We start from the raw sequence: 21,667 nt of genomic DNA on the forward strand, positions 1-21,667 counted from the left end.
GAGTGTTACATGTCGACCCGGACGCCCTTTGCTGCCCTTGGTTTCTTCCGCGTCACGCCACGGCTGTCGCGCCGCATCGCCGTTTTCTCCGCCCTGGCGGCCCTGGCCGCCGGCACCGCGCTGGTGCCGGGACAGGCCCTGGCCGATCGCCTCGACGACATCCGCAAGGCCGGTGTGCTGCGCGTCGGCGTGTTCGACGCCAACCCGCCCTTCGGCTTCGTCGATGCCAAGGCGGCCCCGGTCGGCCTCGACGTCGACTATGCCGAGGAGATCGCGCGCCGGCTCGGCGTCAAGATCGAGTACCGCGCCACCAACCCCGCCAACCGCCTGCCGCTGCTGGCCTCGCACAAGGTGGACATCGTCGCCGCCAACTTCACCATCACCGACGAGCGCCGCCAGCAGATCGACTTCTCCACGCCCTATTTCGCCAGCGGCCTGCAGTTCATCGCCCGCAAAGGCACGCTCAAGCAGCCCGACGACCTCAAGTCCTGGCGCCTGGGGGTGGACAAGGGCACCACGCAGGAGAGCACGCTGCGCCAGCGCTACCCGGACGCCCGCGTGATCGCCTACGACGACTCCCCGCTGGCCCTGGCGGCCCTGCGCAGCGGCGCCATCCAGGCCTTCGCCCAGGACGGCGCCAAGCTCGGCGCGCTGCTGGCCACGCTGCCCGGCAAGGAGCAGTTCGAGATCTCGCCGTTCACGCTGACCCGCGAGTACATGGGCGTCGGCATTCCCAAGGGCGAGACCCGGCTGGTGGCCGCCATCGACGGCATCCTGCTGGACCTGGAGAAGAACGGTACCGCCGCGCGCATCTACGACAAATGGTTCGGCCCCAAGAGCGCGGCGCCGCTGCCGCGCGACTTCACCATCGGCAGTGCGCTGAAGTGAGGCGGGCCGGTCGCCACGGCGGCGCGTCCGGTGCGCCGGGTGTGCCGGGTGGTGCGCCATGAGCCAGGCCGCGATCCTGCTGCAGGCCCTGCCGGCACGCTATGCCGGCTGGATCCTGGCCGGCTTCGGCATGACCGTGGCGCTGTCGGCGGCGGTCTTCCTGCTGGGCTGCACGCTGGCGGCTGGCTGGCTGGCGCTGCGCCGCGCCGGCTGGCGGCCGCTGCGCGCGGGTGCCGGGGCGGCGGTCGGCCTGCTGCGCCGCACGCCGCTGCTAGTGCAGCTCTTCTTCTGGTATTTCGGCGCGGCCCAGCTGCTGGGCGAAGCCGCCATCGCCGCGCTGACGGCGTGGCCCGGCGTGACGGTGGCGGGCCTGCACCTGCCGGCGCCCTCGCTGGAGTGCCTGGCCAGCCTGGCCGGCATCGGCCTGTATGCCAGCGCCTTCTATGCCCAGGAGCTGGAGGCGGGGCTGGCGGCGGTGCCGCGCGGACAGGCGCAGGCGGCGCTGGCGCTGGGTTTCACGCCATCGTCGGCGTTCTGGCGCGTGGTGCTGCCGCAGGCCTTGCGTATCGCCGCGCGTCCGCTGCTCGGCCAGTTCTGCCAGACCATCAAGAACACCTCGCTGGCGATGGCCATCGGCTTCGCCGAACTCTCCTATGCCGCGCGCCAGGTCGAGACCGACAGCCTGCTGACCTTCCAGGCCTTCGGCCTGGCCACGCTGCTCTACGTGGCGCTGATCCTGCTGCTGCAGGCGGGCGTGCCGCCGCTGCTGCGGCGGGTTGGCTGGAGCCTGTCGCGCCATGGTTGACCTGTCGACCGACCTGTCCGGCCTGGCGCTGGTCTGGCACCAGCTTCCCTACCTGCTCAAGGGCGCGTTTCCGCAGGGGCCGCTGGCCGGCGCGGCACTGACGCTGTGGATGGCCCTGCTGGCCTGCGCCGGCGCCACGCTGGCGGGCATCGCGCTGGCGGTGCTGCTCGAGCTGGCGCCACGCGGCGTGGCCGCGCCGCTGCGCGCCATGCTGGCGCTGCTGCGCGCGGTACCGGTGCTGATGCTGGTGTTCTGGACCTACTTCCTGCTGCCGATGGTGGCGGGCGTGCATGTGGGCGAAGTCTCGACCGTGGTGGTGGCGCTGGCCGCCATCGGCGCGGCCTACGTGGCGCAGACCCTGCAGGCGGGCATCGCCGCGCTCGGTCCCGGCCAGCGCCAGGCGGCGCTGGCGCTGGGCATGACGCCGGCGCGGGCGCTCGGCTCGGTGCTGCTGCCGCAGGCCCTGCGCACCATGCTGCCGTCGCTGGCCAACACCTGGGTGGCGCTGGCCAAGGACACCTCGCTGGCCTATATCGTGGGCGTGAGCGAACTGGCCACGGTGGCGGCCCAGGTCAACGGCCGCAGCATGGGCCACGCCGCCGAAGTGTTCGCGGCGGTGGCGCTGCTCTACCTGGCGGTGTGCCTGCTGATCGAGGCCGCCGCCGCCGCCTGGCTGCGCGGCTGGCCGGCGCGCGGCGGCGGCCGCGCATGGCCGGCCCGGTCGGGCGCCGGGCTCAGGCCGCGGGGAAGCCCGTCTTCTGCGGCCAGAGGTTATTGAAGGCCAGCAGCGAGGTCGAGGCGTAGAGCCCCGCGCGCGTGAAGGGCTCCGCCGCCAGCCAGGCCCGCGCGGCCTCGCGGTCGGGGAAGTCCATCACCAGCAGGCTGCCGACCATGGCGGCGCCGTCGTCGGACAGCAGCGGACCGGCGAATGCGATGCGCTCGGCGGCGGCGGCCAGGTAGGCCCTGTGCTCAGGGCGCACGCTGAGGCGCAGCTCGGCGGCGCCGGGTTTGTCGAGCAGGTGGAAGACGAACAGCAAGGCAGGCTCCGTGGAAGGTCGGGGTAGATCGGGAAGGTCGCGCAAGGGCAGGGCGGACGCTCAGCGCTGGCCGAAGCTGGCGCCGAGGAACAGGTCCTTGAACTCGCGCGGCTGCGAGCGCCAGTACTGCTTGGGCGCGCTGACCTGTGCGCCCAGCTCGGCGGCGGCATGCCACGGCCAGCGCGGATCGTACAGCATGGCGCGCGCCAGCGAGACGGCGTCGGCCTCGTCGTTGGCGAGGATGGACTCGGCCTGCTGCGGCTCGGTGATCAGCCCCACCGCCAGCGTGGGCAGGCCCACCTCGGCCTTGACGCGCTGCGCGTACGGCACCTGGTAGCCCGGCCCCAGCTTGATCGCCTGCTGCGGCGAGACGCCGCCGGTGGTGACGTGGATGGCGGCGCAGCCGCGCGCCTTGAGCGCCTGCGACAGGGCCACCGTGCCATCGATATCCCAGCCGCCCGGCACCCAGTCGGTGGCCGAGATGCGCGCCCACACCGGCTTGTCGGCGGGGAAGGCGGCGCGCACCGCGTCGAACACCTCGATGGGGAAGCGCATGCGGTTTTCCAGGCTGCCGCCGTAGGCGTCGTCGCGGTGGTTGGCCAGCGGCGACAAGAACTGGTGCAGCAGGTAGCCATGCGCGGCATGCAGCTCGATGCCGTCCAGGCCGAGCGCGGCGGCGCGGCGTGCGGCGGCGGCGAAGTCCTCGCGGATCTGCGCCATCTCATCGAGGGTCAGCGCATGCGGCGGGTCTTCTCCCTCGGCATGCGGCACCGCCGACGGCGCCACCGTCTTCCAGCCGAGCGGCTCGTCCGGGCGAATCTGGCTGCCGCCCTGCCAGGGCGCGCGGCTGGATGCCTTGCGTCCGGCGTGCGCCAGCTGGATCGACACCGCGATCGGCGCATTGGCGCGCACCGCGCGCAGCACGCGCGCCAGCGCCGCGGCGTTGTCTTCGTTGTACAGGCCCAGGTCGTAGGGCGTGATGCGCCCCTCGGGGGAGACCGCCGAGGCCTCCAGGATCAGCATGCCCGCGCCGGACAGGGCGAGTTGGCCGAGGTGGATCATGTGCCAGTCGGTGGCGTTGCCGTCTTCGGCGGAGTACTGGCACATCGGCGCGATGACGATGCGGTTGGCGAGCTGCAGCGTGCCGATCGACAGCGGCGAGAAGAGGCGACTCATCTAGATGCTCCTGCGGGTTCGCGCCGGGCCGGCGGCCACGGCGGGCATGGCAGGCGAGTCTACTCCGGGCGGCCGGATCCTGCCGGCGGCAGCGCGATCCCACGCCGCCGGCAGGGAATTGGGCCGTCAGGCCACGCGCGGCAGGCTGGCGCCGGTGGCGTGGTCCACCACGTAGCGCCAGCTGCCGTCCGGCTGCCGGCGCACGATCTCGGCCGAACTTCCTGCCAGCACCAGCGCGCCGCTGTCGTCGTGGATGGCATAATCCGCGCGCAGCAGGGCCAGCTCGCCATGCTGCAGGCAGAAGTTGTTGAGCGAGCGCATGGTGCCGGGCACGACCAGCAACTGGCCGAGCGCGCCGGCGATCTGGCCCGCGCCCTCGAAGGCGGGCGTGGCGCCATCGGTCTTCAGGATGGCGTCGGGCTCATAGAGGGCCAGCAGGTTTTCGAGGCGGCGGCTGTTGAACGCGCGTGCGAAGGTTTCATTCATCGCGGCGGGCGTCATGACCTGGAACGGGGCGGACATGGTGGGGAAGCTCGGCTTTCCTGGTAGATCGGGCCGCGATCAGACCACGGCGCGCCAGCGCTATCCAAACGGGAAGGAGTGCAGGGTGTTGCGAGCAGGACAGGATGCGGCCGGCAAGGCCGATGCCTTCGGCGGGCCGCTTGGCGATGGCTTTCGCGATGGCCCCGGTGATGGCCTTGGCGATGCCCGGGGTGGCGGCGCGGCTGCCGCCGCGGCACAGCCGCAGATGCAGCCCGATCTGCCCGCCCTGCGCCGGCCGGCCGCCTGCCCGGTCGAGGACTGGCTGGCTTTCCTCGGCCACCGCTGGAACGCGCTGATCTTGTGGCATCTGCGCGGCGCCGGGCCGCTGCGTCACGGTGAACTTGCGGGCTGCCTGCCGGGCATCGCGCCCAAGGTGCTGTCGGTGCGTCTCGACGGCCTGGAGCGGCGCGGCCTGGTGGAGCGGACCCAGTTGCAGACCTTCCCGCGCGGGGTGGCCTACGGCATCAGCGACAGCGGCCTGGAACTGCTGCAGGTACTGGACCAGATCGATCTCTGGTCCAAGCGCCACGCGCCGCAGCCGGCATGGCCGGGCTGGCCGCCGGCGGCCGGGCAGGCATCAGGCCGGCCCGGCTGACCAGGTCGATCGGTCGGATCGCACCGCCAGCGCACCGGCCGCCCTCTCAGGCGTGCCACTCCTGCATCGGATTGCAGGCCAGGTAGCGCGCCGGCTGGCTGATGCCCAGGCGCTCGCGCGCCGCCTCGATGGGCTCGTGCAGCAGCGTCTCGTAGTCTTCGGCCAGCAGCCAGCGGGCGCGCCGGCCCAGGCGGTAGCCTTCCCACACGGCGCGCGCGAAGGCGGCGCTGCCAGTCAGGCGCAGGCTCTTGAGCGCTGCCGCCACCGCGATGAAGGCCCAGCCCAGGCCGCCCGTCTGCGCGTAGCTGAAGGCGACCAGCGCCGCTTCGCCGAGGCTCTCGTCGGCGCGGTAGCCGGTCATCACGTGCCAGATGTCGTGCACGTCGCGCGTACGCCGGCCGAACCAGGTGTAGGCGTCTTCGATCAGGGGCTCGTTGTTGAGGTTGGACACCTCGGCCAGGCCGTTGGCGCTGTAGCCGGTCGCCTCCAGGAAGTCGCGGTAGGCCGCGCCGACCGTGCCGGGCGCGAAGCTGGCGATGAAGGCCGGATCGGAGAGGCGCTCGGCCAGCTCGGTACGGCGGTAGGCCAGCCGGCGTCCCTCGGGCGTGCTCAGCAGGCGGGCGTAGTTCTTCGGCATGGACGGCCCGTTGAGCGCGCGCATGATCAGGAACACCTGGGCGGTGTCGTGGCCGTTCTGCAGCAACTTGCGGATCGCGGTGAAAGCGGTGCGAAAGTCACGTTTGTAGGGATCGGGGGCGAGCGCGGTGGCCATGGGCAGGTTCCTTCTGGCAGGGATTGCGACAGGACGGAGTGGCGACGATCTTTGCAGGGAAGGCCCGATTACAATGTCGTCTTCCCGACATAAGGCAGCGATTGACGCCGCTCGACGCCATGTCCCGCTTGTCCACCCCGGAAGCCCGGCAGGCCGCGCTGCGCTCGAGCGCCTGGTTCGCCGGCCTCGGCGCTGAACTGCAGCAGTGGATCGCGCAGACCGCGCGGCCGCGCGCGCTCGTGGCGGGGCAGCGCCTGTTCGGGCGCGGCGACCTGCCCGACGGCCTGTACTTCGTCGTCGACGGCGCCATCCGCATGACCAATACCTCGGCCGACGGCCGCCAGGCGCTGCTGGCCATCGCCGAATCGCCGCAATGGTTCGGCGAGGTGGCCCTGTTCGATCCCCAGCCCCATATGCACGACGCCTGGATCGACACCGACACCCTGCTGCTGCAGATCCGTCATCCGGAACTGCACGCCTTCCTGGCCGGGCACCCGGCCCACTGGCAGGCCTTCGGGCAACTGATCGCGCAGAAGCTGCGGCTGGCCTTCCAGGCCATCGAAGGCACCGTGCTGCTGCCCGCGCCGCTGCGGCTGGCGCAACGCCTGCTGGCCATCGCCGGCGGCTACGGCGCGCGCAGCGACGGCAGCAAGCGCGTGATCCGCGTGCAGCAGGACCAGCTCGGCGCCATGCTGTCGATCTCGCGCCAGACCGTCAACCAGATCCTCAAGGACCTCGAAGGCCGCGGCCTGCTGCACTGCGCGCGCGGCTCCATCGAGATCACCGATTTCGCCGGCTTGCGCCGCTTCGCCGGCAGCGTCTGACTGCAGTGTCCGGCGGTTGCGCCCGACAGCCGCCCGGCAGCGCCCGCCGGCCCCGCGCCGGCCCGCCGCCGGCGTGTACCATGTGCGGATCCATCCACCATCGGAGATTGCATGTCCAAAGCTCGGCTCATGCTGGCCGGCGCCATCGCCGCACCCCTGCTCGCCGCCTGCGCCAACGGCGTCAGCGCCGACTACATCCAGGCCAAGGAACCCCGCCGCATCCACTCGCCGGCCAGTACCAGCGACCTCGTGCTGTGCCTGAAGGCACGGCTCGACCAGGACGCCAGCATCGTCGCCTACCCGGAACCGGGCAAGGTCGACGTGCGGGTCGGCTATGCCGAGAGCGCCGACTACCGCTACTTCTACCTGATCAGCCTGCGCCGGGCCCAGGCGGGCACCAATGTGGAAATCCGCAGCGCGGGCGAATGGCGGCCGCTGATGAGCGAGAACCGCGTGGCGGGGTGGGTCGAGGACTGCAAGCCGGGCACGGCGCACTGAGGAGAACCACGGCCGCCGCCCGTCGGCGGTGGCGCCACGGGCCCGGCGGCGCGATGCCTGTTCAAGCCGCCAAGCGGCCTTCCCCCGCAGCGCTTCCCCCCACCACATCCGCCACCCACGCCAGCACCAGCGCGACCGTGCCGCAGGCGAAGATCAGCGTGTAATGCCCGTGCGAACGGGCGAACAGCCATGCGTAGCCATAGCCGCCGGCCGCCTGGCACAGCGCGAAGGCCGTGGTGGCGCGGCTCCATGCCGCGCGCTGGGCGGCGGGATCGTGCGGCAGCAGGGCGTTGACGCGGCCCAGCACCAGCGTCACCACGCCGGGTGTGAGGGCGCCCAGGATGACCGTGGCCAGGCCGATGGCGATGGCGTTGCTGCTGAGCACCAGCAGGGCCGTGCCGATGACCTGCAGGGCCAGGGCGATGCGGTAGGCCTTGGCAAAGCCGATGCGGTCGGCGATGTAGCCGCAGGCCAGCGGGCCGGCGATGGCGGCGGCGCCGTACAGCACCCAGCAGGCGGCGCCGGTCGCGGCGCCGCGTCCGAGTCCGCGTGCCACGTAGTCGACCAGCAGCATCATGACGGGCACCAGTCCGAGGGCGTTGGCGGCGTACTGGGCATAGAGCAGCGCCAGTGCCTTGCGCGGAGCCGGCGCGGCGTGGGGCGGGGTGGTGTGCGCGGTGGTATGCGGGCTCGCAGCGGCGGCTGCCGGAGGTGGGTCCGCCGGCCAGCCGAACCAGCTCACGGCGGTCAGCAGCAGGGCGAGCACGCCCAGGCCCAGCCAGGTCTGCTGCAGGCCTTGCTGCAGCAGGCGCGGAATCAGCGTGCCCGAGGCGGCGATGCCGACGCCGAGTCCGACGAAGATCATGCCGCCGGCAAAACCGCGCCGGGTCGCCGGGATGTGCGGCAGGACCGCCGAGGCGGCCAGCACCATGATGGCGCCGCCCGCCAGTCCGGAGGCGAAGCGCCACAGGAAGAACCAGCTGACCGAGAGGGGATAGGCACAGGCGAAGAACGCCGCGGTAGCCAGCAGCATCATCGCCCGCAGCGCGGCGCGGTTGCCGGCGGCGCGCGCCAGCGGGCGGCCGAGCAGGGCGCCGGCGAGGTAGCCGGCGAAGTTGGCCGCGCCCAGCGTGACGGCCTGCGCGGCGGTGAACCAGTGCGCCTGGATCAGCGGCGGGATCAGCGGTGTGTAGGCGAAGCGGGCCAGGCCGATGGCCAGCAGGCTGGCGCTGAAGCCGGCCAGGATGGCGAGGGCGACGTTGCCGGCCGCGGGGCTTGCGGCGGGGCTCGCCGCCGGGCTGGCGGCCCCGCTCGCGGCGGTGGCGATGCTGGATTCAGGCATGACGGGTCCTTGGCGGCGCGCGGCAACGGTGGCGCGGGTCGCAGAGGGGCCGGCCGGCGCTGGCGCCGGCGGCGGGGATGGCAGGGTGGGGGGCCGCGTCCGCTGGTGCCCGGCGCGGCACGCAGACGCCTAGCGGTGGCGCGGCGAGTCGCGCGGCGCGGAGGGTGCGGCGGCGGCGGCGTCGCCGGCCGGCGCAATCGGTGGCATCGGCGGCAGGCCGAGCAAGCGCAGCGCGCTCGCCGCGGCGGTAGTGATCAGGGTGCGCTCCGGGCGTGTGCGCGCCAGCACCCGCACGCCCAGCAGTACGGCCAGCAGGTGGGCGGCGCCGGTTTCGGGCGGGGTGGCCGCCGGCAGCGCGCCCCGGGCCTGGGCGGCGCGCAGGCAACGCACGAAGAAGGCCTCGATCTGCCCGATCTCCTGCGCGATGGCGGCGCTCAGCTCGGCATCCTCGGGCCGGGCCTCCAGCGCCGAGTTGACCAGCAGGCAGCCGCGCCGCAGCGGATCGTTCAGCGAGCGCTCGACGGTCTCGCCGAAGAAGGCCGCGATCGCCTCGGCGGGTGCGTGCGCACCTTCGAGGCGTGCCATGCGCTCACGCAGCGAGCGCTCCAGGTAATGCTCCAGCACGCGCCGGAACAGCGCGCGCTTGTCGCCGAAGGCGTTGTACAGGCTCGGCTGGGTCAGTCCTGTCTCGCGCACCAGGTCGCGCGTCGAAGTGGCTTCGTAGCCGTGTGCCCAGAACGCGTCGGTGGCGGCGTCGAGCACATCGGCTTCGTTGAATTCGCGGGGTCTTGGCATGAGGCAGGCAGCGCGCGCACTGTTTTATGTCGATCGATACAGAACATACTATATCGATCGATACGAAATGCAAGGTGAATCCTTCGCGCTGGCGGCGGAGCGGCCGCGCCGCCGGCTAAGGGAACACCCTCACTGGATCGAATCGATGCCCGGTGCTATTTATCCTATTTATCATCATAAATAGACCGAAGCCGATGAGCCTTCCTCCCAAGCCCCCGCTCCCCGCCGGCAAGCGCATCAAGCGCTCGGACCAGGTGGTGGCCGGCATCAAGCGCTGGATCGTCGATACCGAGCAGCAGGCCGGCGACCGGCTGCCGCAGGAAGCGGCGCTGATCGAGCAGCTCGGCGTTTCGCGCGGTACCGTGCGCGAGGCGCTGGCCGCGCTGCAGGTGCAGGGCCTGGTGTCGGTCAGCACCGGGCCCAACGGCGGCGCCACCTTGACGCCGCCCTCCTATGAGCGCTGCCTGGATGCGGTGTCGAGCTATCTCTACTTCCAGCCGGTCGACATCAGGACGCTGTACGCGCTGCGGCGCGCCGTTGAGCCCGAACTGGCCGCGAACGTGGCGACCCGGCTGAGCGAGGCCGACCTGGCGGAACTGGAGGCGCTGATCGGCCTCAGCCATCCGGCGCACGGCGGCAGCGCCGACTGGAACGCGCGGCGCGAGGCCGACCTGCTGTTCCACGACCGCCTCGCCGACGCCTGCGACAGCCCGATGCTGGCACTGTTCTGCCGCCTGCTCAACGACATCATCCGCCGCGTCATCATCGTGCGCCACGCGCAGGATGGCTTCGACCGCTTCGACGAGGACGTCCTGCACAGCCACACCGGGCTGATGGACGCCTTCCGTGCGCGCGACGCGGCGCGCGCGCGTGAGCTGATGCGCGAGCACATGGCATGCGCGGAGGCGCTGGCGCTGGAGGCCGAGGCGCGCATGGACCGCGCCGGCCTGCTGACCGGCGCCGAGCCAGGCGACTGAGCGCGCTGCCACTGTTTCCGCCGGCGCGCGGCCAGCCGCGCGCCGGGTTCCGCCCCGCTGCCTGACAGCTGCCTGATCGTTGCCTGACGGTTGCCTGACGCTGCCTGACGCTGCCTGACGCAGGACCGCCCGCTTCTTCCGCAAGCGGGCGGCGGGGATCGCTTTTGCCCTCACCCTCAACTTGTGGAGTCCTGCACCATGCCTGCCCAAGCTGCACTGTGGTCCCTGAGCGCCGCCGAAGTCGCGGCGGCCGTCCGCCATGGCGATGTGTCCTGCCGCGAAGTCACCGCCAGCGTGCTGGAGCGCATCGCGCAATGCAATCCGCGCGTCAACGCGCTCACCGAGGTGCTGGCCGACGCGGCACTGGCCAGCGCCGATGCCGCCGACCGCGCGCGCGCCGCGGGCGCCGCGCTGGGCCCGCTGCACGGCGTGCCGGTCACCATCAAGATCAACGTCGACCAGGCCGGCCATGCCACCAGCAACGGCGTGATCCCGCTGCGCGACCACATCGCGCGCGAGGATGCGCCGCTGGTGGCGCAATGGCGTGCCGCCGGCGCCATCATCGTCGGGCGCAGCAATACGCCGACCTATTCGTGGCGCTGGTTCACCGACAACGGCCTGCACGGACGCACGCTCAATCCCTGGGACCCAGCCGTCACCCCCGGCGGCTCCAGCGGCGGCGCGGCTGCCGCGGTGGCCACCGGCATGGGCGCGCTCGCGCATGGCAACGACATCGGCGGCTCGATTCGCTATCCGGCCTATGCCTGCGGCGTGGCCGGCCTGCGTCCGACCGTGGGCCGCGTCCCCGCCTACAACCCGAGTGCCACCGCCGAGCGCAGCATCACGCCGCAACTGATGTCGGTACAAGGGCCGCTGGCGCGCAGCGTGGGTGACCTGCGCCTGGGCTTCCACGCCATGGCCGGCCATGATGCGCGCGATCCGTCATGGGTACCGGTGCCGCTGGAACTGCCGCTGCCGGCGGGCCCGCTGCGCGTGGCGCTGTTCCGGCACTGCCCGGGCATTGCCGTCGATCCCGCCGTGAGCGCGGCACTCGATCAGGCCGCCGGCTGGCTGCAGGCGGCCGGCTACGTGGTCGAGGAGGCTGCCTTGCCCGGCTTCCTCGAGGCCGCCGAACTGTGGCGCACCCTGACCACCGACGACGCGCGCCGCAGCGTCGTCGCGGGCGTGCGCGAGCACGGCGACGAGGCCATCCGCCGCAGCCTGCACAACATGATGGAAGGCATGGCCGAAACCGACCGCGACGGTTTCCTCGACGGCCTGGCGCGCCGCCAGACGCTGGCGCGCCAGTGGGCGGTGTTCTTCGAGCGCTATCCGCTGGTGCTGATGCCGGTGTCGTGGCAGCGCCCGGTGCGGCAGGACATGGATACCGGCAGCGTGGAAGACATGCGCGCGCTGGTGGCGGCGCAGAGCCCGCTGCTGGCCACCGCCGGCCTGGGCGTGCCGGGCCTGTCGGTGCCCACCGGCCTGGCCGGTGGTGTGCCGATGGGGGTGCAACTGGTGGCGTGGCGCTTCCGCGAAGACCTGCTGCTGCGCGCCGGCGAAGTCATCGAGCGGGCGGCAGGCTTTCTGCCGTTCAGCGCGCGCTGAACGGCGGCGGGCGCCGCGCGGCGTCCCGGACGGTCGCAGCGCGCCGGGCCACGGCATGCGGTGCGACGCCGCGCGGTGCGCCGCCGCGCAGCAGGACAACAAGCCGTACGACCACTAGCCTGGCGAAAACACAGGCAGCAACCAGGAGGAGACATGCAAGACGACAACCACGCGGGCGCGTCCCGCTATTCGCGGCGCGCCTGGCTGGCCGGCGCCGCCGCGCTCTGTGCCGGCGCAGCGTTGCCGCGCGCCGCCAGCGCCACGAGTGCCCAGTCGGTGGCGCGCATCATCGTACCTTTCCCGCCGGGCGGCCCGGCGGACTTCATGGGGCGCCTGCTGGCCGAGAAGCTGAAGGACACGCTGGGGCGCACCGTGCTGGTCGACAACCGGCCCGGCGCCGGCACCCGCGTCGCCGCCGAGGCGCTCAAGCACGCGCCGGCCGACGGCGGCACGGTCCTGCTGACGCCGGTCGACACCATGGTGATCGCGCCGCTGATCTACAGCAACCTGCGCTACCAGCCGGCCACCGACTTCACCGCGATCACCGACGTGGCGGGTGTGCAGTTCGGCCTGGCGGTGCCGGCCGACGCGCCCTACAAGACGCTGGCGCAGTTCGTGCAGGCCGCGCGGGCCGAGCCGAAGGCTCACTCGATCGGCATCAGCACGGTCGGCACGCTGCTGCATTTCCTCGCCACCGAGTTCGTCGCGCGTGCGCGCACCGGCAGCACCATCGTGCCCTACCGTGGCGGCAGCCCGCTGGTCACCGAGGTGCTGGGCAAGCAGATCGCCGCCGGCATGGATGCCACCACCACCTTCGTCGAATACCATCGCGCCGGCAAGCTGCGCGTGCTGGCCGTGGCCGGCGAGCGGCGCGCCGACGCGCTGCCAGCCGTGCCCACCTTTGCCGAGGCCGGCTATCCGGAGCTGGTGGCCGCCTCGCGCTACCTGCTCTATGCGCCGGCCGCCACGCCGCCCGCTGTGCTGGGGCAGTGGCAGCAGTCGGTGCGCAAGGCGCTGGCGATGGGCGATGTGCGCGACAAGCTGGAGCGTACCGGCTACGACCTGCTGGCCGGTTCCTCGCCCGAGGAGGTGGCGCGCTATGTCAGCGGCGTGTCGGAACGCTGGGGCCCGGTCATCAAGGCATCCGGCTTCAAGGGCGACTGAGTCGAGGGCGACCGAAGCCAGCGTGACACAAGCAGAGCGGGCGGCATGGGCGGCGGCCGGGTGCATGGCCCGCCGCCGCAGTGCCATCGCACCGCAGCGTCGCTGCTTCAGCCTGCCCCCAGCCCCCGCTGCAGCGTCGCCTTGAGCATCAGGAACACCTGGCGCGCCACCGGATTGACCGCGTTCGGCCGCGCCCACAGGTAGTAGGTCACGTCGGGCAAGCGCGGCAGCCCGTCCTTGTCCCCCAGCACCCGCATGTCGGCGCCCAGCAGGTCGATGCTGCGCGCGGTCACGCCCAGCCCTGCGCGGATGGCGGCCTTGATGCCGATCAGGCTGGGCGCGAGGTAGGCCGCGCGCCACGGCACACCGCTTTCCTTGAGCGCGTCCAGCGCCAGCCGGCGGAACAGGCTGGGTTCGTCGGCCAGGATCAGCGGCACCGGTGCGCCGCGTTCGTAGGCGAAGTCCGCCGCGCAGACCCAGATGGTGGGCGAGGTGCGCAGCGGGAAGCCGTCCAGCGCGCTGTCCTCGCGCGTCGACAGGGTCAGGTCGATCTCGCCGCGGCGCAGCGATTCCATCAGGAAGGGGCTGCGTCCCACGTGGATCTCCAGCCGCAGTGCGGGCGAGGCGCGCGCGATATGCGACAGCAGGCCCGGCAGCAGCGTATCGGCCACGTCGTGCGGCGCGCCGATGCGCAGCGAGCCGGTCAGGTCACCCTCGCGCATCACCCGCAGCGCCTCATCGTTGAGTGCCAGCAACTGGCGCGCGTATTCCAATAGCTTGTCGCCGTGCCGGCTGAGCTGCTTGTTGCGGCCCTGGCGCTCGAACAGGTTCAGGCCGAGTTGCTCCTCCAGCCGCTGCATCTGCTGCGTGACCGCCGACTGGGTGCGGTCGAGCTTGACCGCGGCGGCGCCGAATGTCTCGCAGTCGGCGATGGTCACCAGGGTGCGCAGCAGATCAAGATCGAAGGTTTCCATTCATCAGGTTTGCTAATGGATTTTCTTGGGTGGCTAAGTGGTATCGCCACAGGGATTTCTTTACAGTGAGATGACCGATGCGAAAAATCGCACGAAAAAATCATATCCATATAAGGATTCTAGAGACATGTCGGTGGCACAGCAACGCAAGTCGACGGTGGATGAGACCCTTCAATCCATCAGGAATATTGTAGAGATGGCGGGCGTCACGCGTCCCGCGCTGGCCCAGGTGCTGGCGCGCGTGCAGGACCTCGCCGCGCGGCCCGAACTGTGGTCGGAGGGCGACTATCCGCCGCCCGAGGCGGGCGAGCGCCAGGCGCGCTACCTGATCGCCGAGGATCCCGACCAGACCTACGCGCTCTACCTGAACGTGATGCGCCCCGGCAAGCGCATCCCGCCGCACAACCACACCACCTGGGCCTGCGTGGCCGGGGTCAGCGGCATCGAATACAACGACGTCTACCGGCGCACCGACGACGGCAGCCGTCCCGGCTTCGGCACGCTGGCGCACTCGCATACCGTCGAGGTCGGTCCCGGCACCGGCATCGCCCTGCTGCCGGACGACATCCACTCGGTGGAGATCCGCGGCGACGACGTCATCCGCCACCTGCATATGTACGGCCGCGCGCTGGAGACGCTGACCGAGCGCCTCAGCTTCGACCTGGAGCAAGGCACCTGCCAGGTGATGCAGGTCGGCGTGCAGACGCGGCGCTGAACCTGCCGCGCGCCTGAGCGGCGTGCCGGCACGGACTGCCGTGCCGGCACGCCGCCGCCATCGCCACACGCCTGATCGGACCTTTGCGGATCGAGCCTCCCCGCGCGGAGAGTCGGGGCCCGCTTTTGCCCGTTTTTTCTCCTTTTGCCTGCTTTCTTGCCCGTTTTCTGCCGGTTGCCTCCAGCGTCGTCCCTCTCGTGCTGGCCGGCGACCTGCCCGAACCTTGCCCGACACACCCTATGTCCACGCCCGCTAACCGCCCCGCGGCGGAAACCATCGATGCCCGCACCCTGAAGGCCTGGCTGCACGACGACGAGGAGATCGCCTTGTTCGACGTGCGCGAGCACGGCCAGTACGGCGAGGGGCATCCCTTCCTCGCCGTGCCGCTGCCCTACAGCCGCTTCGAGCTCGACCTCGGCCGCCTCGCGCCCAGCCTGGCCACGCGCATCGTGCTGGCCGACGACGGCGACGGCGTGGCCGCGCTGGCCGCGCGCGCCGCGGCGGCCCTGGGCTACCGCCGCGTCTTCACGCTGGCCGGGGGCGTGCCCGCCTGGCAGGCCGCCGGCTACGTGCTGTTCGCCGGCGTCAACGTGCCGTCCAAGACCTTCGGCGAGCTGGCCGAGCACCACTACGGCACGCCGCGCGTCAGCGCCGCCGAGCTGGCCGCGCTGCAGGCGGGCGCGGCAGCGCCGGTGGTGCTCGACGGCCGTCCGCTCGGCGAATTCCGCAAGATGAACATTCCCGGCGCGCGCTGCTGCCCCAACGGCGAGCTGGCCTGGCGCCTGCGCGACCTGGTGCCCGATCCGTCCACGCCGATCGTGATCAACTGCGCCGGCCGCACGCGCAGCATCATCGGCGCGCAGACCCTGATCAACCTCGGCGTGCCCAACCCGGTCTACGCGCTGGAGAACGGCACGCAGGGCTGGTACCTGAACGATTTCACGCTGGAGCATGGCGGCACCGCCCACTATCCCGAGCACACCCGGCCGGCCGGGCAGGAGGCCGCGCGGCAGGCCGCCGAGGCGCTGGCCGGCCGCGCCGGCGTGCCGCGCATCGATGCCGCCACCGCCGCGCAATGGCTGGCCGATGCGGACCGCAGCACCTTCCTGTGCGACGTGCGCACGCCCGAGGAATTCGCCGCCGGTTCGCTGCCCGGCGCGCAGCACACGCCCGGCGGCCAGCTGATCCAGGCCACCGACCAGTATCTCGGCGTGCGCCGCGCGCGCCTGGTGCTGTTCGACGCGGAAGGCGTGCGCGCGCTGGTGGTGGCGAGCTGGCTGCGCCAGATGGGCCACGACGCGGTGGTGCTGGCGGGCGGCCTCGAGGCCGGACGCGCCGCCGGACTGGCGGCGCCGGCACCGCTGGCCGCCGGTGCCGGCAACGCACTGGCCGAGGTGGCGCCGGGCGAGCTGCGCGACGGCCTCGCCGCGCAGCAGATGGCCGCGCTCGACCTGCGCCCCGGCATGGCCTTCCGCGCCGCGCGCGTGCCGGGCAGCCTGTGGTCGATCCGGCCGCGCCTGGCGGCCGACCTGGCCGGCGTGCCGCGCGACACCACGCTGGTGATCGTGGGCGAGGCCGACCTCGCCGCGCTGGCGGCGGCCGACCTCGCCGCGCTCGGCTATGGCGACGTGCGCCGCCTGGCCGGCGGCATCGAGGCCTGGGAGGCCGCCGGCCTGCCGCTGCGGCGCGGCAACGGCGCACCGGAGGCACTGCCCGACGCGCGCTGCATCGACTTCCTGTTCTTCGTGCACGACCGGCATGACGGCAACAAGGAGGCGGCGCGCCGCTACCTGGCCTGGGAAACCGGGCTGGTGGCCCAGCTCGATGCGCAGGAACTGGCGCTGTTCCGCTTCCTGCCGGCGGCCTGAACCACCGCCGTCCGGCCTTCGACCTGCGATCCACCGGCCGTCGACCCGGCATCCATCCGCCACCCGCCTGACATGAACCGCCGCAAGCGACCCCGCCAGGCCGAGCCCGCTGTCCGCGCCGTCGCCCTCGTGGCAACGCCGGACGCGCCGGGCCGGACAGAGTCGCGCGGCCACGATTCCCCGCCTTGCTCGAAGGTGCAGACACGCGGCCGGGCCTTGGCCCGCGCCTTGCCAGGACTCACCCATCCGCCCCCAGGAGGTCTCATGTTCCGCTTTCCCTCGCCAGGCCGTTCCGCCCGCTTGCTGCGCGCGCTGTCGTCGGCCCTGAAGCCCGCCCTGAAGCCCGCCCGGAAGCCGGCGCCGCACGTGCTCGCCGCGCGGCCGCTGTCCCTGCGCGCGCCGCTGCATACCCCCGGGTCCGGCGGCCCGCCCGCGCACTGCCAGCCGGTCCGGCGCCGTGCGCGCACCACGCTGGCGCGCCTGGCGGCGCTGGCCGGGGCGTGCGGCGCCGCCGGCAGCGTGGCGCTGGCCGCGGTCGCGCAGCCGCTGGCGCCGCTGCCACCGGTGAGCGGTTACCCGGCGCAGCCGTTGCGCATCGTCTCGCCATTCCCGGCGGGCGGCGGCAACGATGCCGTCTCGCGCATCGTCTCCAGCCGCCTGGCCGAGGTGCTGGGGCAGTCGGCGGTGGTCGACAACCGCGGCGGTGCCGGCGGCAATATCGGCACGCGCTCGGTGGCCGAGTCCAAGGCCGACGGCTACACCCTGCTGACCTCGCAGGTCTCGGTGATGGCGGTCAACCCGACGCTGTACGCCGCGCCGGGCTTCGATCCTGTCAAGCAGTTCAAGCCCGTCACGCAGATCAACGCCGCGCCGCTGGCCATCGTGGTGGCGGCCAACGCGCCCTGGCAGACCTTCGCCGAGCTGGCCGCACAGGCCAAGGCGCAGCCGCAGCGCATCACCTTTGCCACGCCGGGCAACGGCACGCTGTCGCACCTGGTCGGCGTGGTGCTGGACAAGGATGCCGGCGTCTCGCTGCAGCACGTGCCCTACAAGGGGGCGGGCCCGGCCATCAACGACCTGCTGGGCGGCCAGGTGAACGTGCTGATCACCTCGACCTCGTCGGTGGCCGGCTTCGTGCAGGCCGGGCGCATGCGCGCGCTGGCAGTGACCAGCCCGCGCCGGCTGGGCGTGTTCGCCAAGGTGCCGACGCTGGAGGAACTGGGCTACCGCAACCTGCGTTTCGAGGACTGGTACGGCATCTTCGTGCCCGCCGGCACGCCGCCGGAGCGCGTGGCGCACCTGAACCGCGCGCTGGTGCAGGTGTTGCACCAGCCCGACGTGGTGCGCCAGATCAACGAAGGCGGCAGCGACGTGGTGGCCAGTTCGCCCGAGGCCTTCGGCGCGCAGCTCAAGAGCGATATCTCGCGCTGGTCGCAGATCGTCAAGCTGTCGGGCGCGCACCTGGATTGAAGACCCCGCGGCGGCACGGCCCTTGCGAGGCGATCGCCGGGGCCGCGCCGCGCCCCGCCTGTCCGCACTTGCGCCGGCCGCCTCCGCCCACCACTTCCGCCCGTCCATTCCGAAGGCCAACCATGAAGCACACCCTTCCGACCCGCCTTGCCCGAGCAGGCCGCCATGCCGACGTGCCGGGCGGGCAGCCGGTCAACCCGCCGGTGGTCCGCGCCAGCACGGTGCTGTTCGCCTCCACCGCCGAGATGCGCGAGATGCGCGCGCGCCGCGCCAGCGAACGCCTCTTCACCTACGGCGCGCGCGGCAATCCCACCGCCTTCGCGCTCGAGGACATGGTCACCGAACTCGAAGGCGGCTACCGCACCCGCCTCTTTCCCAGCGGCCTGGCCGCCGCCGCCATGACCTTGCTCGCCTGCCTGCGTCCCGGCGAGCACGTGCTGCTGCCCGACTGCGTCTACGAGCCGGTGCGCAACCTGGCCGGCGGCTTCCTGCGCGAGCATGGCGTGACGGCCGGCTTCTATGCCGCCGACGGCAGCGACCTCGCGCGCCGCCTGCGGCCCGAGACGCGGCTGGTCTACGTGGAAGCGCCGGGCTCGCTGGCCTACGAGATGTGCGACCTGCCCGCCATCGCCGCATTGGCGCACGCGCACGGCGCGCTGGTGGCGGCCGACAACACCTGGGGTTCAGGCCTGCTGTACCAGCCGCTCGCGCTGGGGGCCGACATCTCGCTGATGGCCGCCACCAAGTACCTGGGCGGCCATTCCGACGTGATGATGGGCACCGTCTGCACCACTGAGGCCGCCTGGCCGCGGCTGGCCGCGCTGGCCGACGCCTTCGGCATGGCGGTCAGCGCCGACGATGCCTACCTGGTGCAGCGCGGCATGCGCTCGCTGGGCGCGCGTCTGGCCCAGCACCAGGCCGGCGCGCTGGCGGTGGCGCAGTGGCTGCAGGCGCGGCCCGAGGTGGCGCGCGTGTACTGCCCGGCGCTGCCCGGCGACCCCGGCCACGCGCTGTGGCGGCGCGACTGCCGCGGCACCAACGGCCTGCTGTCGTTCGCGCTGCGCAGCGGCGGCCTGGCCGCGGCCGAGCGCTTCGTCGACAGCCTGTCGCTGTTCGGCATCGGCGCCAGCTGGGGCGGCTTCGAGAGCCTGGCCACGGTGGCCGACATGGCCCGCGCGCGCTCGGTCGGCGACTGGTCCGGCAGCACGCCGCTGGTCCGCCTGCATATCGGACTGGAAGGCGTGGAGGACCTGATCACCGACCTGGCGCGCGGTTTCGCCGCGCTCGGCGATGGTGTGCCGCATGCACCGTGCGTACCGCAACGATCGTCGGCCGGCGCCGTGCCGGCGGCCTGCATGGAGAACGAAGACGGGCATCATCGATGACTGGCTGGCTCGTCGAGGACGGCCGCCAGGCCGGCTGCAAGCCCTTCGCCGACGATCCGTCGCCGTCGACCGGGATACCGCGCTCCCAGGTGGAGGTGGAAGCGATGCGCTGAGCGGGTCCGTCGCGCGGCGAAGCGCGGCTCAGAACTGCTCCCAATCGTCCGACGATGCCGCGGCCGCGCGCGCCGCCGCGGCCTGCCGTTGCGGCTGTGCCATCGCCGGCTCCAGGCGCTGCGCCGGCAGCCGGGCCGGACGCGCCGGCTGCCGGGGGGAGCGCGGCGCCGTGCCCTGCGTGGCGCCCGCGCCGGCCTCGGGTTTGCCGGCGCGGGCGGCTTGTACTGGCTGCGCGGACGCCGGCGGCGCGGCCTCGATGCCAGCGCCCGCGTCCAGCCGGAAGGTGCCGACCGCCTGCAGCAGCAGGCGTGCCTGGTCTTCCAGCGCCTGGGTGGCGGCCGAGGCCTGTTCCACCAGGGCGGCGTTCTGCTGCGTGGTCTCGTCGATCTGCGTGATGGCCTGGTTGACCTGCTCGATGCCGGTGGTCTGTTCCTGGGTGGCGGCGGTGATTTCGCCCATGATGTCGGTGACGCGCTTCACGCTCTCGACGATCTCGGCCATGGTGCTGCCGGCCTGGCCGACCAGCGCGCTGCCTTCGCCGACCTGCGCCACCGAGGCGTCGATCAGGCTCTTGATCTCCTTGGCCGCGCTGGCCGAGCGCTGCGCCAGCGCGCGCACTTCGCCGGCCACCACGGCGAAGCCGCGGCCCTGTTCGCCGGCGCGGGCGGCTTCCACCGCGGCATTGAGCGCCAGGATATTGGTCTGGAAGGCGATGCCTTCGATCACGCCGATGATCTCGACGATCTTGTGCGACGAGGTGTGGATCGACTCCATGGTCTGCACCACGCGCGCCACCACCTCGCCGCCGTGGTTGGCGACGGCCGAGGCGGACACGGCGAGCTGGTTGGCCTGGCGCGCGTTGTCGGCGTTCTGCCGCACCGTGGAGGTCAGTTCCTCCATCGACGCCGCGGTCTCCTGCAGCGAACTGGCCTGCTGCTCGGTGCGCGAGGACAGGTCCAGGTTGCCGGCGGCGATCTGCCGGGAGGCCCCGCCGATGGTCTGCGTGCCGCGATGCACTTCGTGCACGATGCCGTTCAGGCTGCCGCGCATCTCGGCCAGCGCCTGCAGCAGCTGGCCCGACTCGTCGCGCGCATAGGGCCCGCCCTGCGCGCCGGCCTGGCCGGAGAGGTCGCCCTGCGCGACGCGCTGGGCCGCCTGCACCGCGTGCCGCATCGGTTGCGTGATACCCACCGTCAGCCACCAGGCGAAGCCGATGGCGAAGGCCGCCACCAGTGCCGCCGTGACGATCAGCACCGTGCGGGTGCGTTCGGCCAGCGCGTCGATGCGCTGCGCGGTGGCGTTGATCGATTGCCGCTGCAGGTCCAGCAGCGAGCGCAGCGCCTCTTCGTAGCCCTTCGCGCTGGGCAGGTAGCGCTCCTGCATCAGGCGCTCGATCTCGGCCTCGCTGGCGCTGCCCTTGATCTTCATGATCTCGTCGCGCGCGGCGATGTAGGCCTGGCGCACCTCGGCGGCCTGGCGCAGCACCGGCTTGTCGGTCTCGTCGGCCTGCGCTTCGATCTGTTTCATCAGCGCGGCGCCGCGTGCCGAGGAGGCCTTGGTCTGCTCCGCGAAGAAGCCCGCCAGCGCGGGATCGCTGCTGCGCGCGATGGCCGAGGTGCGCACGATGCCGACCGCGACCAGCGAGGTCCAGTCGGCCACCAGCCGTTCCTTGGCGAGCGGCTCGCTCATCATGGCGCGCGTCTGCTGCGAGAGTTCGCGCATGCGGTAGACGCTGAACGCGGTGTTCAGGACCAGCAGTGCCAGGATGACCGCGAAGCCGAAGGCAAGGCGTGTTCCGATCTTCATGTCGCGGATCTTCATGGGGGATGCTCCTGTCGATGTCCTGTCGATGGCGGGGCGGACGGGCCTGCCCGCGGACGATCCGGGCCGCGTTGCGCGGCGAGGGTCGTCATCGGTTAACGGTCGGGGGGTGGCGGGATTTACGGCGGATGCGGGGTGCCGTGGCAATTTCCGGCAAGCGGTGCCGCGATTGCGGCGTTCTCGCCGCATTCGTGTGGCGGCAGCCTGCGACATCGTGCCGCAGGCGGGCCTGTGGCGCCGCCTCGGCGCTCAATGCGGCCCGGTGCCGGCCGTTATTGCACGGGTGCCGGCCTGGC

General features: G+C 72.3%; 21 protein-coding genes. 13 read left to right on the plus strand and 8 right to left on the minus strand.

All coding sequences use genetic code 11. The annotated features are described in order from the left end of the window. Positions 1-9 precede the first annotated feature (9 nt). The 3 genes from BKK81_RS22915 to BKK81_RS22925 are packed head-to-tail and all read left to right on the plus strand — an operon-like array spanning position 10 to position 2,471. Positions 10-888, plus strand: coding sequence for an ABC transporter substrate-binding protein (locus tag BKK81_RS22915; protein WP_083384366.1), 879 nt, complete (start codon positions 10-12; stop codon positions 886-888). Positions 889-946: 58 nt separating this feature from the next. After that, positions 947-1,693 (plus strand): amino acid ABC transporter permease, encoded by a 747-nt coding sequence (locus tag BKK81_RS22920; RefSeq protein ID WP_197524043.1) that lies wholly within the window; start codon positions 947-949, stop codon positions 1,691-1,693. Beyond that, positions 1,686-2,471 carry an amino acid ABC transporter permease gene (locus tag BKK81_RS22925; RefSeq protein WP_083384367.1) on the plus strand — a complete coding sequence of 262 codons (786 nt, stop codon included), beginning with the start codon at positions 1,686-1,688 and terminating at the stop codon, positions 2,469-2,471. The genes BKK81_RS22920 and BKK81_RS22925 overlap by 8 nt, the downstream gene beginning before the upstream one ends. Here BKK81_RS22925 and BKK81_RS22930 read toward each other — a convergent pair. The 3 genes from BKK81_RS22930 to BKK81_RS22940 all read right to left on the minus strand — a co-directional run bounded on the left by BKK81_RS22930 (position 2,428) and on the right by BKK81_RS22940 (position 4,428). Continuing rightward, positions 2,428-2,730, minus strand: coding sequence for a YciI family protein (locus BKK81_RS22930; protein WP_071017985.1), 303 nt, complete (start codon positions 2,728-2,730; stop codon positions 2,428-2,430). The two genes, BKK81_RS22925 and BKK81_RS22930, sit on opposite strands and share 44 nt — an antisense overlap. Before the next feature lie 60 nt (positions 2,731-2,790). Next, on the minus strand, positions 2,791-3,906 hold the full coding sequence (locus tag BKK81_RS22935; protein WP_071017986.1) for an NADH:flavin oxidoreductase/NADH oxidase: 1,116 nt from the start codon (positions 3,904-3,906) through the stop codon (positions 2,791-2,793). A 126-nt stretch (positions 3,907-4,032) separates the two neighbouring features. Then, the gene (locus tag BKK81_RS22940; RefSeq protein ID WP_071017988.1) at positions 4,033-4,428 is read right to left on the minus strand and encodes a YybH family protein; all 396 of its coding nucleotides are present in this window, start codon (positions 4,426-4,428) and stop codon (positions 4,033-4,035) included. An 88-nt stretch (positions 4,429-4,516) separates the two neighbouring features. On the opposite strand from BKK81_RS22940, the gene BKK81_RS22945 reads away from it, so the two are divergent. Then, positions 4,517-5,044 carry a winged helix-turn-helix transcriptional regulator gene (locus BKK81_RS22945; protein ID WP_197524044.1) on the plus strand — a complete coding sequence of 176 codons (528 nt, stop codon included), beginning with the start codon at positions 4,517-4,519 and terminating at the stop codon, positions 5,042-5,044. 46 nt (positions 5,045-5,090) lie between these two features. Here BKK81_RS22945 and BKK81_RS22950 read toward each other — a convergent pair whose 3' ends face one another. After that, on the minus strand, positions 5,091-5,816 hold the full coding sequence (locus BKK81_RS22950; protein ID WP_071017990.1) for a Coq4 family protein: 726 nt from the start codon (positions 5,814-5,816) through the stop codon (positions 5,091-5,093). 119 nt (positions 5,817-5,935) lie between these two features. Here BKK81_RS22950 and BKK81_RS22955 point away from each other — a divergent pair, with 119 nt between their 5' ends. Beyond that, a complete protein-coding gene (locus BKK81_RS22955) occupies positions 5,936-6,640 on the plus strand; it encodes a Crp/Fnr family transcriptional regulator (RefSeq protein ID WP_071022097.1) in 705 nt (234 codons plus the stop codon). 111 nt (positions 6,641-6,751) lie between these two features. After that, on the plus strand, positions 6,752-7,138 hold the full coding sequence (locus BKK81_RS22960) for a hypothetical protein (RefSeq protein WP_071017992.1): 387 nt from the start codon (positions 6,752-6,754) through the stop codon (positions 7,136-7,138). 61 nt (positions 7,139-7,199) lie between these two features. On the opposite strand, the gene BKK81_RS22965 is transcribed toward BKK81_RS22960, so the two are convergent. Together BKK81_RS22965 and BKK81_RS22970 are read right to left on the minus strand one after the other, a co-directional pair. Beyond that, a complete protein-coding gene (locus BKK81_RS22965) occupies positions 7,200-8,480 on the minus strand; it encodes a YbfB/YjiJ family MFS transporter (protein ID WP_071017994.1) in 1,281 nt (426 codons plus the stop codon). 129 nt (positions 8,481-8,609) lie between these two features. Further along, complete coding sequence (locus BKK81_RS22970) at positions 8,610-9,275, minus strand: TetR/AcrR family transcriptional regulator (protein WP_071017996.1); 666 nt, start codon at positions 9,273-9,275, stop codon at positions 8,610-8,612. A gap of 194 nt (positions 9,276-9,469) precedes the next feature. On the opposite strand from BKK81_RS22970, the gene BKK81_RS22975 reads away from it, so the two are divergent. The 3 genes from BKK81_RS22975 to BKK81_RS22985 all read left to right on the plus strand — a co-directional run bounded on the left by BKK81_RS22975 (position 9,470) and on the right by BKK81_RS22985 (position 13,024). Continuing rightward, a complete protein-coding gene (locus tag BKK81_RS22975) occupies positions 9,470-10,252 on the plus strand; it encodes a FadR/GntR family transcriptional regulator (RefSeq protein ID WP_071017998.1) in 783 nt (260 codons plus the stop codon). Positions 10,253-10,450: 198 nt separating this feature from the next. Continuing rightward, complete coding sequence (locus BKK81_RS22980) at positions 10,451-11,860, plus strand: amidase family protein (RefSeq protein WP_071018000.1); 1,410 nt, start codon at positions 10,451-10,453, stop codon at positions 11,858-11,860. A 153-nt stretch (positions 11,861-12,013) separates the two neighbouring features. Further along, on the plus strand, positions 12,014-13,024 hold the full coding sequence (locus BKK81_RS22985) for a Bug family tripartite tricarboxylate transporter substrate binding protein (protein ID WP_071018002.1): 1,011 nt from the start codon (positions 12,014-12,016) through the stop codon (positions 13,022-13,024). 107 nt (positions 13,025-13,131) lie between these two features. On the opposite strand, the gene BKK81_RS22990 is transcribed toward BKK81_RS22985, so the two are convergent. Next, complete coding sequence (locus BKK81_RS22990) at positions 13,132-13,998, minus strand: LysR substrate-binding domain-containing protein (RefSeq protein WP_071018004.1); 867 nt, start codon at positions 13,996-13,998, stop codon at positions 13,132-13,134. A 127-nt stretch (positions 13,999-14,125) separates the two neighbouring features. Here BKK81_RS22990 and BKK81_RS22995 point away from each other — a divergent pair, with 127 nt between their 5' ends. The 4 genes from BKK81_RS22995 to metC all read left to right on the plus strand — a co-directional run bounded on the left by BKK81_RS22995 (position 14,126) and on the right by metC (position 19,436). Continuing rightward, the gene (locus BKK81_RS22995; RefSeq protein ID WP_071018005.1) at positions 14,126-14,713 is read left to right on the plus strand and encodes a cysteine dioxygenase family protein; all 588 of its coding nucleotides are present in this window, start codon (positions 14,126-14,128) and stop codon (positions 14,711-14,713) included. 239 nt (positions 14,714-14,952) lie between these two features. Continuing rightward, entirely contained in the window at positions 14,953-16,581 is a 1,629-nt protein-coding gene (locus tag BKK81_RS23000) for a rhodanese-like domain-containing protein (protein WP_071018007.1), read from the plus strand. A 264-nt stretch (positions 16,582-16,845) separates the two neighbouring features. After that, the gene (locus tag BKK81_RS23005) at positions 16,846-18,051 is read left to right on the plus strand and encodes a Bug family tripartite tricarboxylate transporter substrate binding protein (RefSeq protein ID WP_335582886.1); all 1,206 of its coding nucleotides are present in this window, start codon (positions 16,846-16,848) and stop codon (positions 18,049-18,051) included. Positions 18,052-18,173: 122 nt separating this feature from the next. After that, positions 18,174-19,436, plus strand: a complete 1,263-nt coding sequence (metC, locus tag BKK81_RS23010; protein ID WP_083384368.1) for a cystathionine beta-lyase — start codon at positions 18,174-18,176, stop codon at positions 19,434-19,436. Between the two features lie 141 nt (positions 19,437-19,577). Here the strand turns inward: metC and BKK81_RS23015 are convergent, their stop codons facing one another. Further along, positions 19,578-21,371, minus strand: a complete 1,794-nt coding sequence (locus BKK81_RS23015; RefSeq protein WP_071018009.1) for a methyl-accepting chemotaxis protein — start codon at positions 21,369-21,371, stop codon at positions 19,578-19,580. Between the last annotated feature and the right edge of the window lie 296 nt (positions 21,372-21,667).

This window comes from Cupriavidus sp. USMAHM13, from assembly GCF_001854285.1.
In the GTDB taxonomy this organism is placed as follows: domain Bacteria; phylum Pseudomonadota; class Gammaproteobacteria; order Burkholderiales; family Burkholderiaceae; genus Cupriavidus; species Cupriavidus malaysiensis.

Bases quoted from the DNA above. Each gene is read 5' to 3' on its own strand.
- BKK81_RS22915 (WP_083384366.1), top strand. From the start codon at position 10: ATGTCGACCCGGACGCCCTTTGCTGCCCTTGGTTTCTTCCGCGTCACG.
- BKK81_RS22920 (WP_197524043.1), top strand. From the start codon at position 947: ATGAGCCAGGCCGCGATCCTGCTGCAGGCCCTGCCGGCACGCTATGCC.
- BKK81_RS22925 (WP_083384367.1), top strand. From the start codon at position 1,686: ATGGTTGACCTGTCGACCGACCTGTCCGGCCTGGCGCTGGTCTGGCAC.
- BKK81_RS22935 (WP_071017986.1), bottom strand. From the start codon at position 3,906: ATGAGTCGCCTCTTCTCGCCGCTGTCGATCGGCACGCTGCAGCTCGCC.
- BKK81_RS22940 (WP_071017988.1), bottom strand. From the start codon at position 4,428: ATGTCCGCCCCGTTCCAGGTCATGACGCCCGCCGCGATGAATGAAACC.
- BKK81_RS22950 (WP_071017990.1), bottom strand. From the start codon at position 5,816: ATGGCCACCGCGCTCGCCCCCGATCCCTACAAACGTGACTTTCGCACC.
- BKK81_RS22955 (WP_071022097.1), top strand. From the start codon at position 5,936: ATGTCCCGCTTGTCCACCCCGGAAGCCCGGCAGGCCGCGCTGCGCTCG.
- BKK81_RS22960 (WP_071017992.1), top strand. From the start codon at position 6,752: ATGTCCAAAGCTCGGCTCATGCTGGCCGGCGCCATCGCCGCACCCCTG.
- BKK81_RS22965 (WP_071017994.1), bottom strand. From the start codon at position 8,480: ATGCCTGAATCCAGCATCGCCACCGCCGCGAGCGGGGCCGCCAGCCCG.
- BKK81_RS22970 (WP_071017996.1), bottom strand. From the start codon at position 9,275: ATGCCAAGACCCCGCGAATTCAACGAAGCCGATGTGCTCGACGCCGCC.
- BKK81_RS22975 (WP_071017998.1), top strand. From the start codon at position 9,470: ATGAGCCTTCCTCCCAAGCCCCCGCTCCCCGCCGGCAAGCGCATCAAG.
- BKK81_RS22980 (WP_071018000.1), top strand. From the start codon at position 10,451: ATGCCTGCCCAAGCTGCACTGTGGTCCCTGAGCGCCGCCGAAGTCGCG.
- BKK81_RS22985 (WP_071018002.1), top strand. From the start codon at position 12,014: ATGCAAGACGACAACCACGCGGGCGCGTCCCGCTATTCGCGGCGCGCC.
- BKK81_RS22990 (WP_071018004.1), bottom strand. From the start codon at position 13,998: ATGGAAACCTTCGATCTTGATCTGCTGCGCACCCTGGTGACCATCGCC.
- BKK81_RS22995 (WP_071018005.1), top strand. From the start codon at position 14,126: ATGTCGGTGGCACAGCAACGCAAGTCGACGGTGGATGAGACCCTTCAA.
- BKK81_RS23000 (WP_071018007.1), top strand. From the start codon at position 14,953: ATGTCCACGCCCGCTAACCGCCCCGCGGCGGAAACCATCGATGCCCGC.
- BKK81_RS23005 (WP_335582886.1), top strand. From the start codon at position 16,846: ATGTTCCGCTTTCCCTCGCCAGGCCGTTCCGCCCGCTTGCTGCGCGCG.
- metC (WP_083384368.1), top strand. From the start codon at position 18,174: ATGAAGCACACCCTTCCGACCCGCCTTGCCCGAGCAGGCCGCCATGCC.
- BKK81_RS23015 (WP_071018009.1), bottom strand. From the start codon at position 21,371: ATGAAGATCCGCGACATGAAGATCGGAACACGCCTTGCCTTCGGCTTC.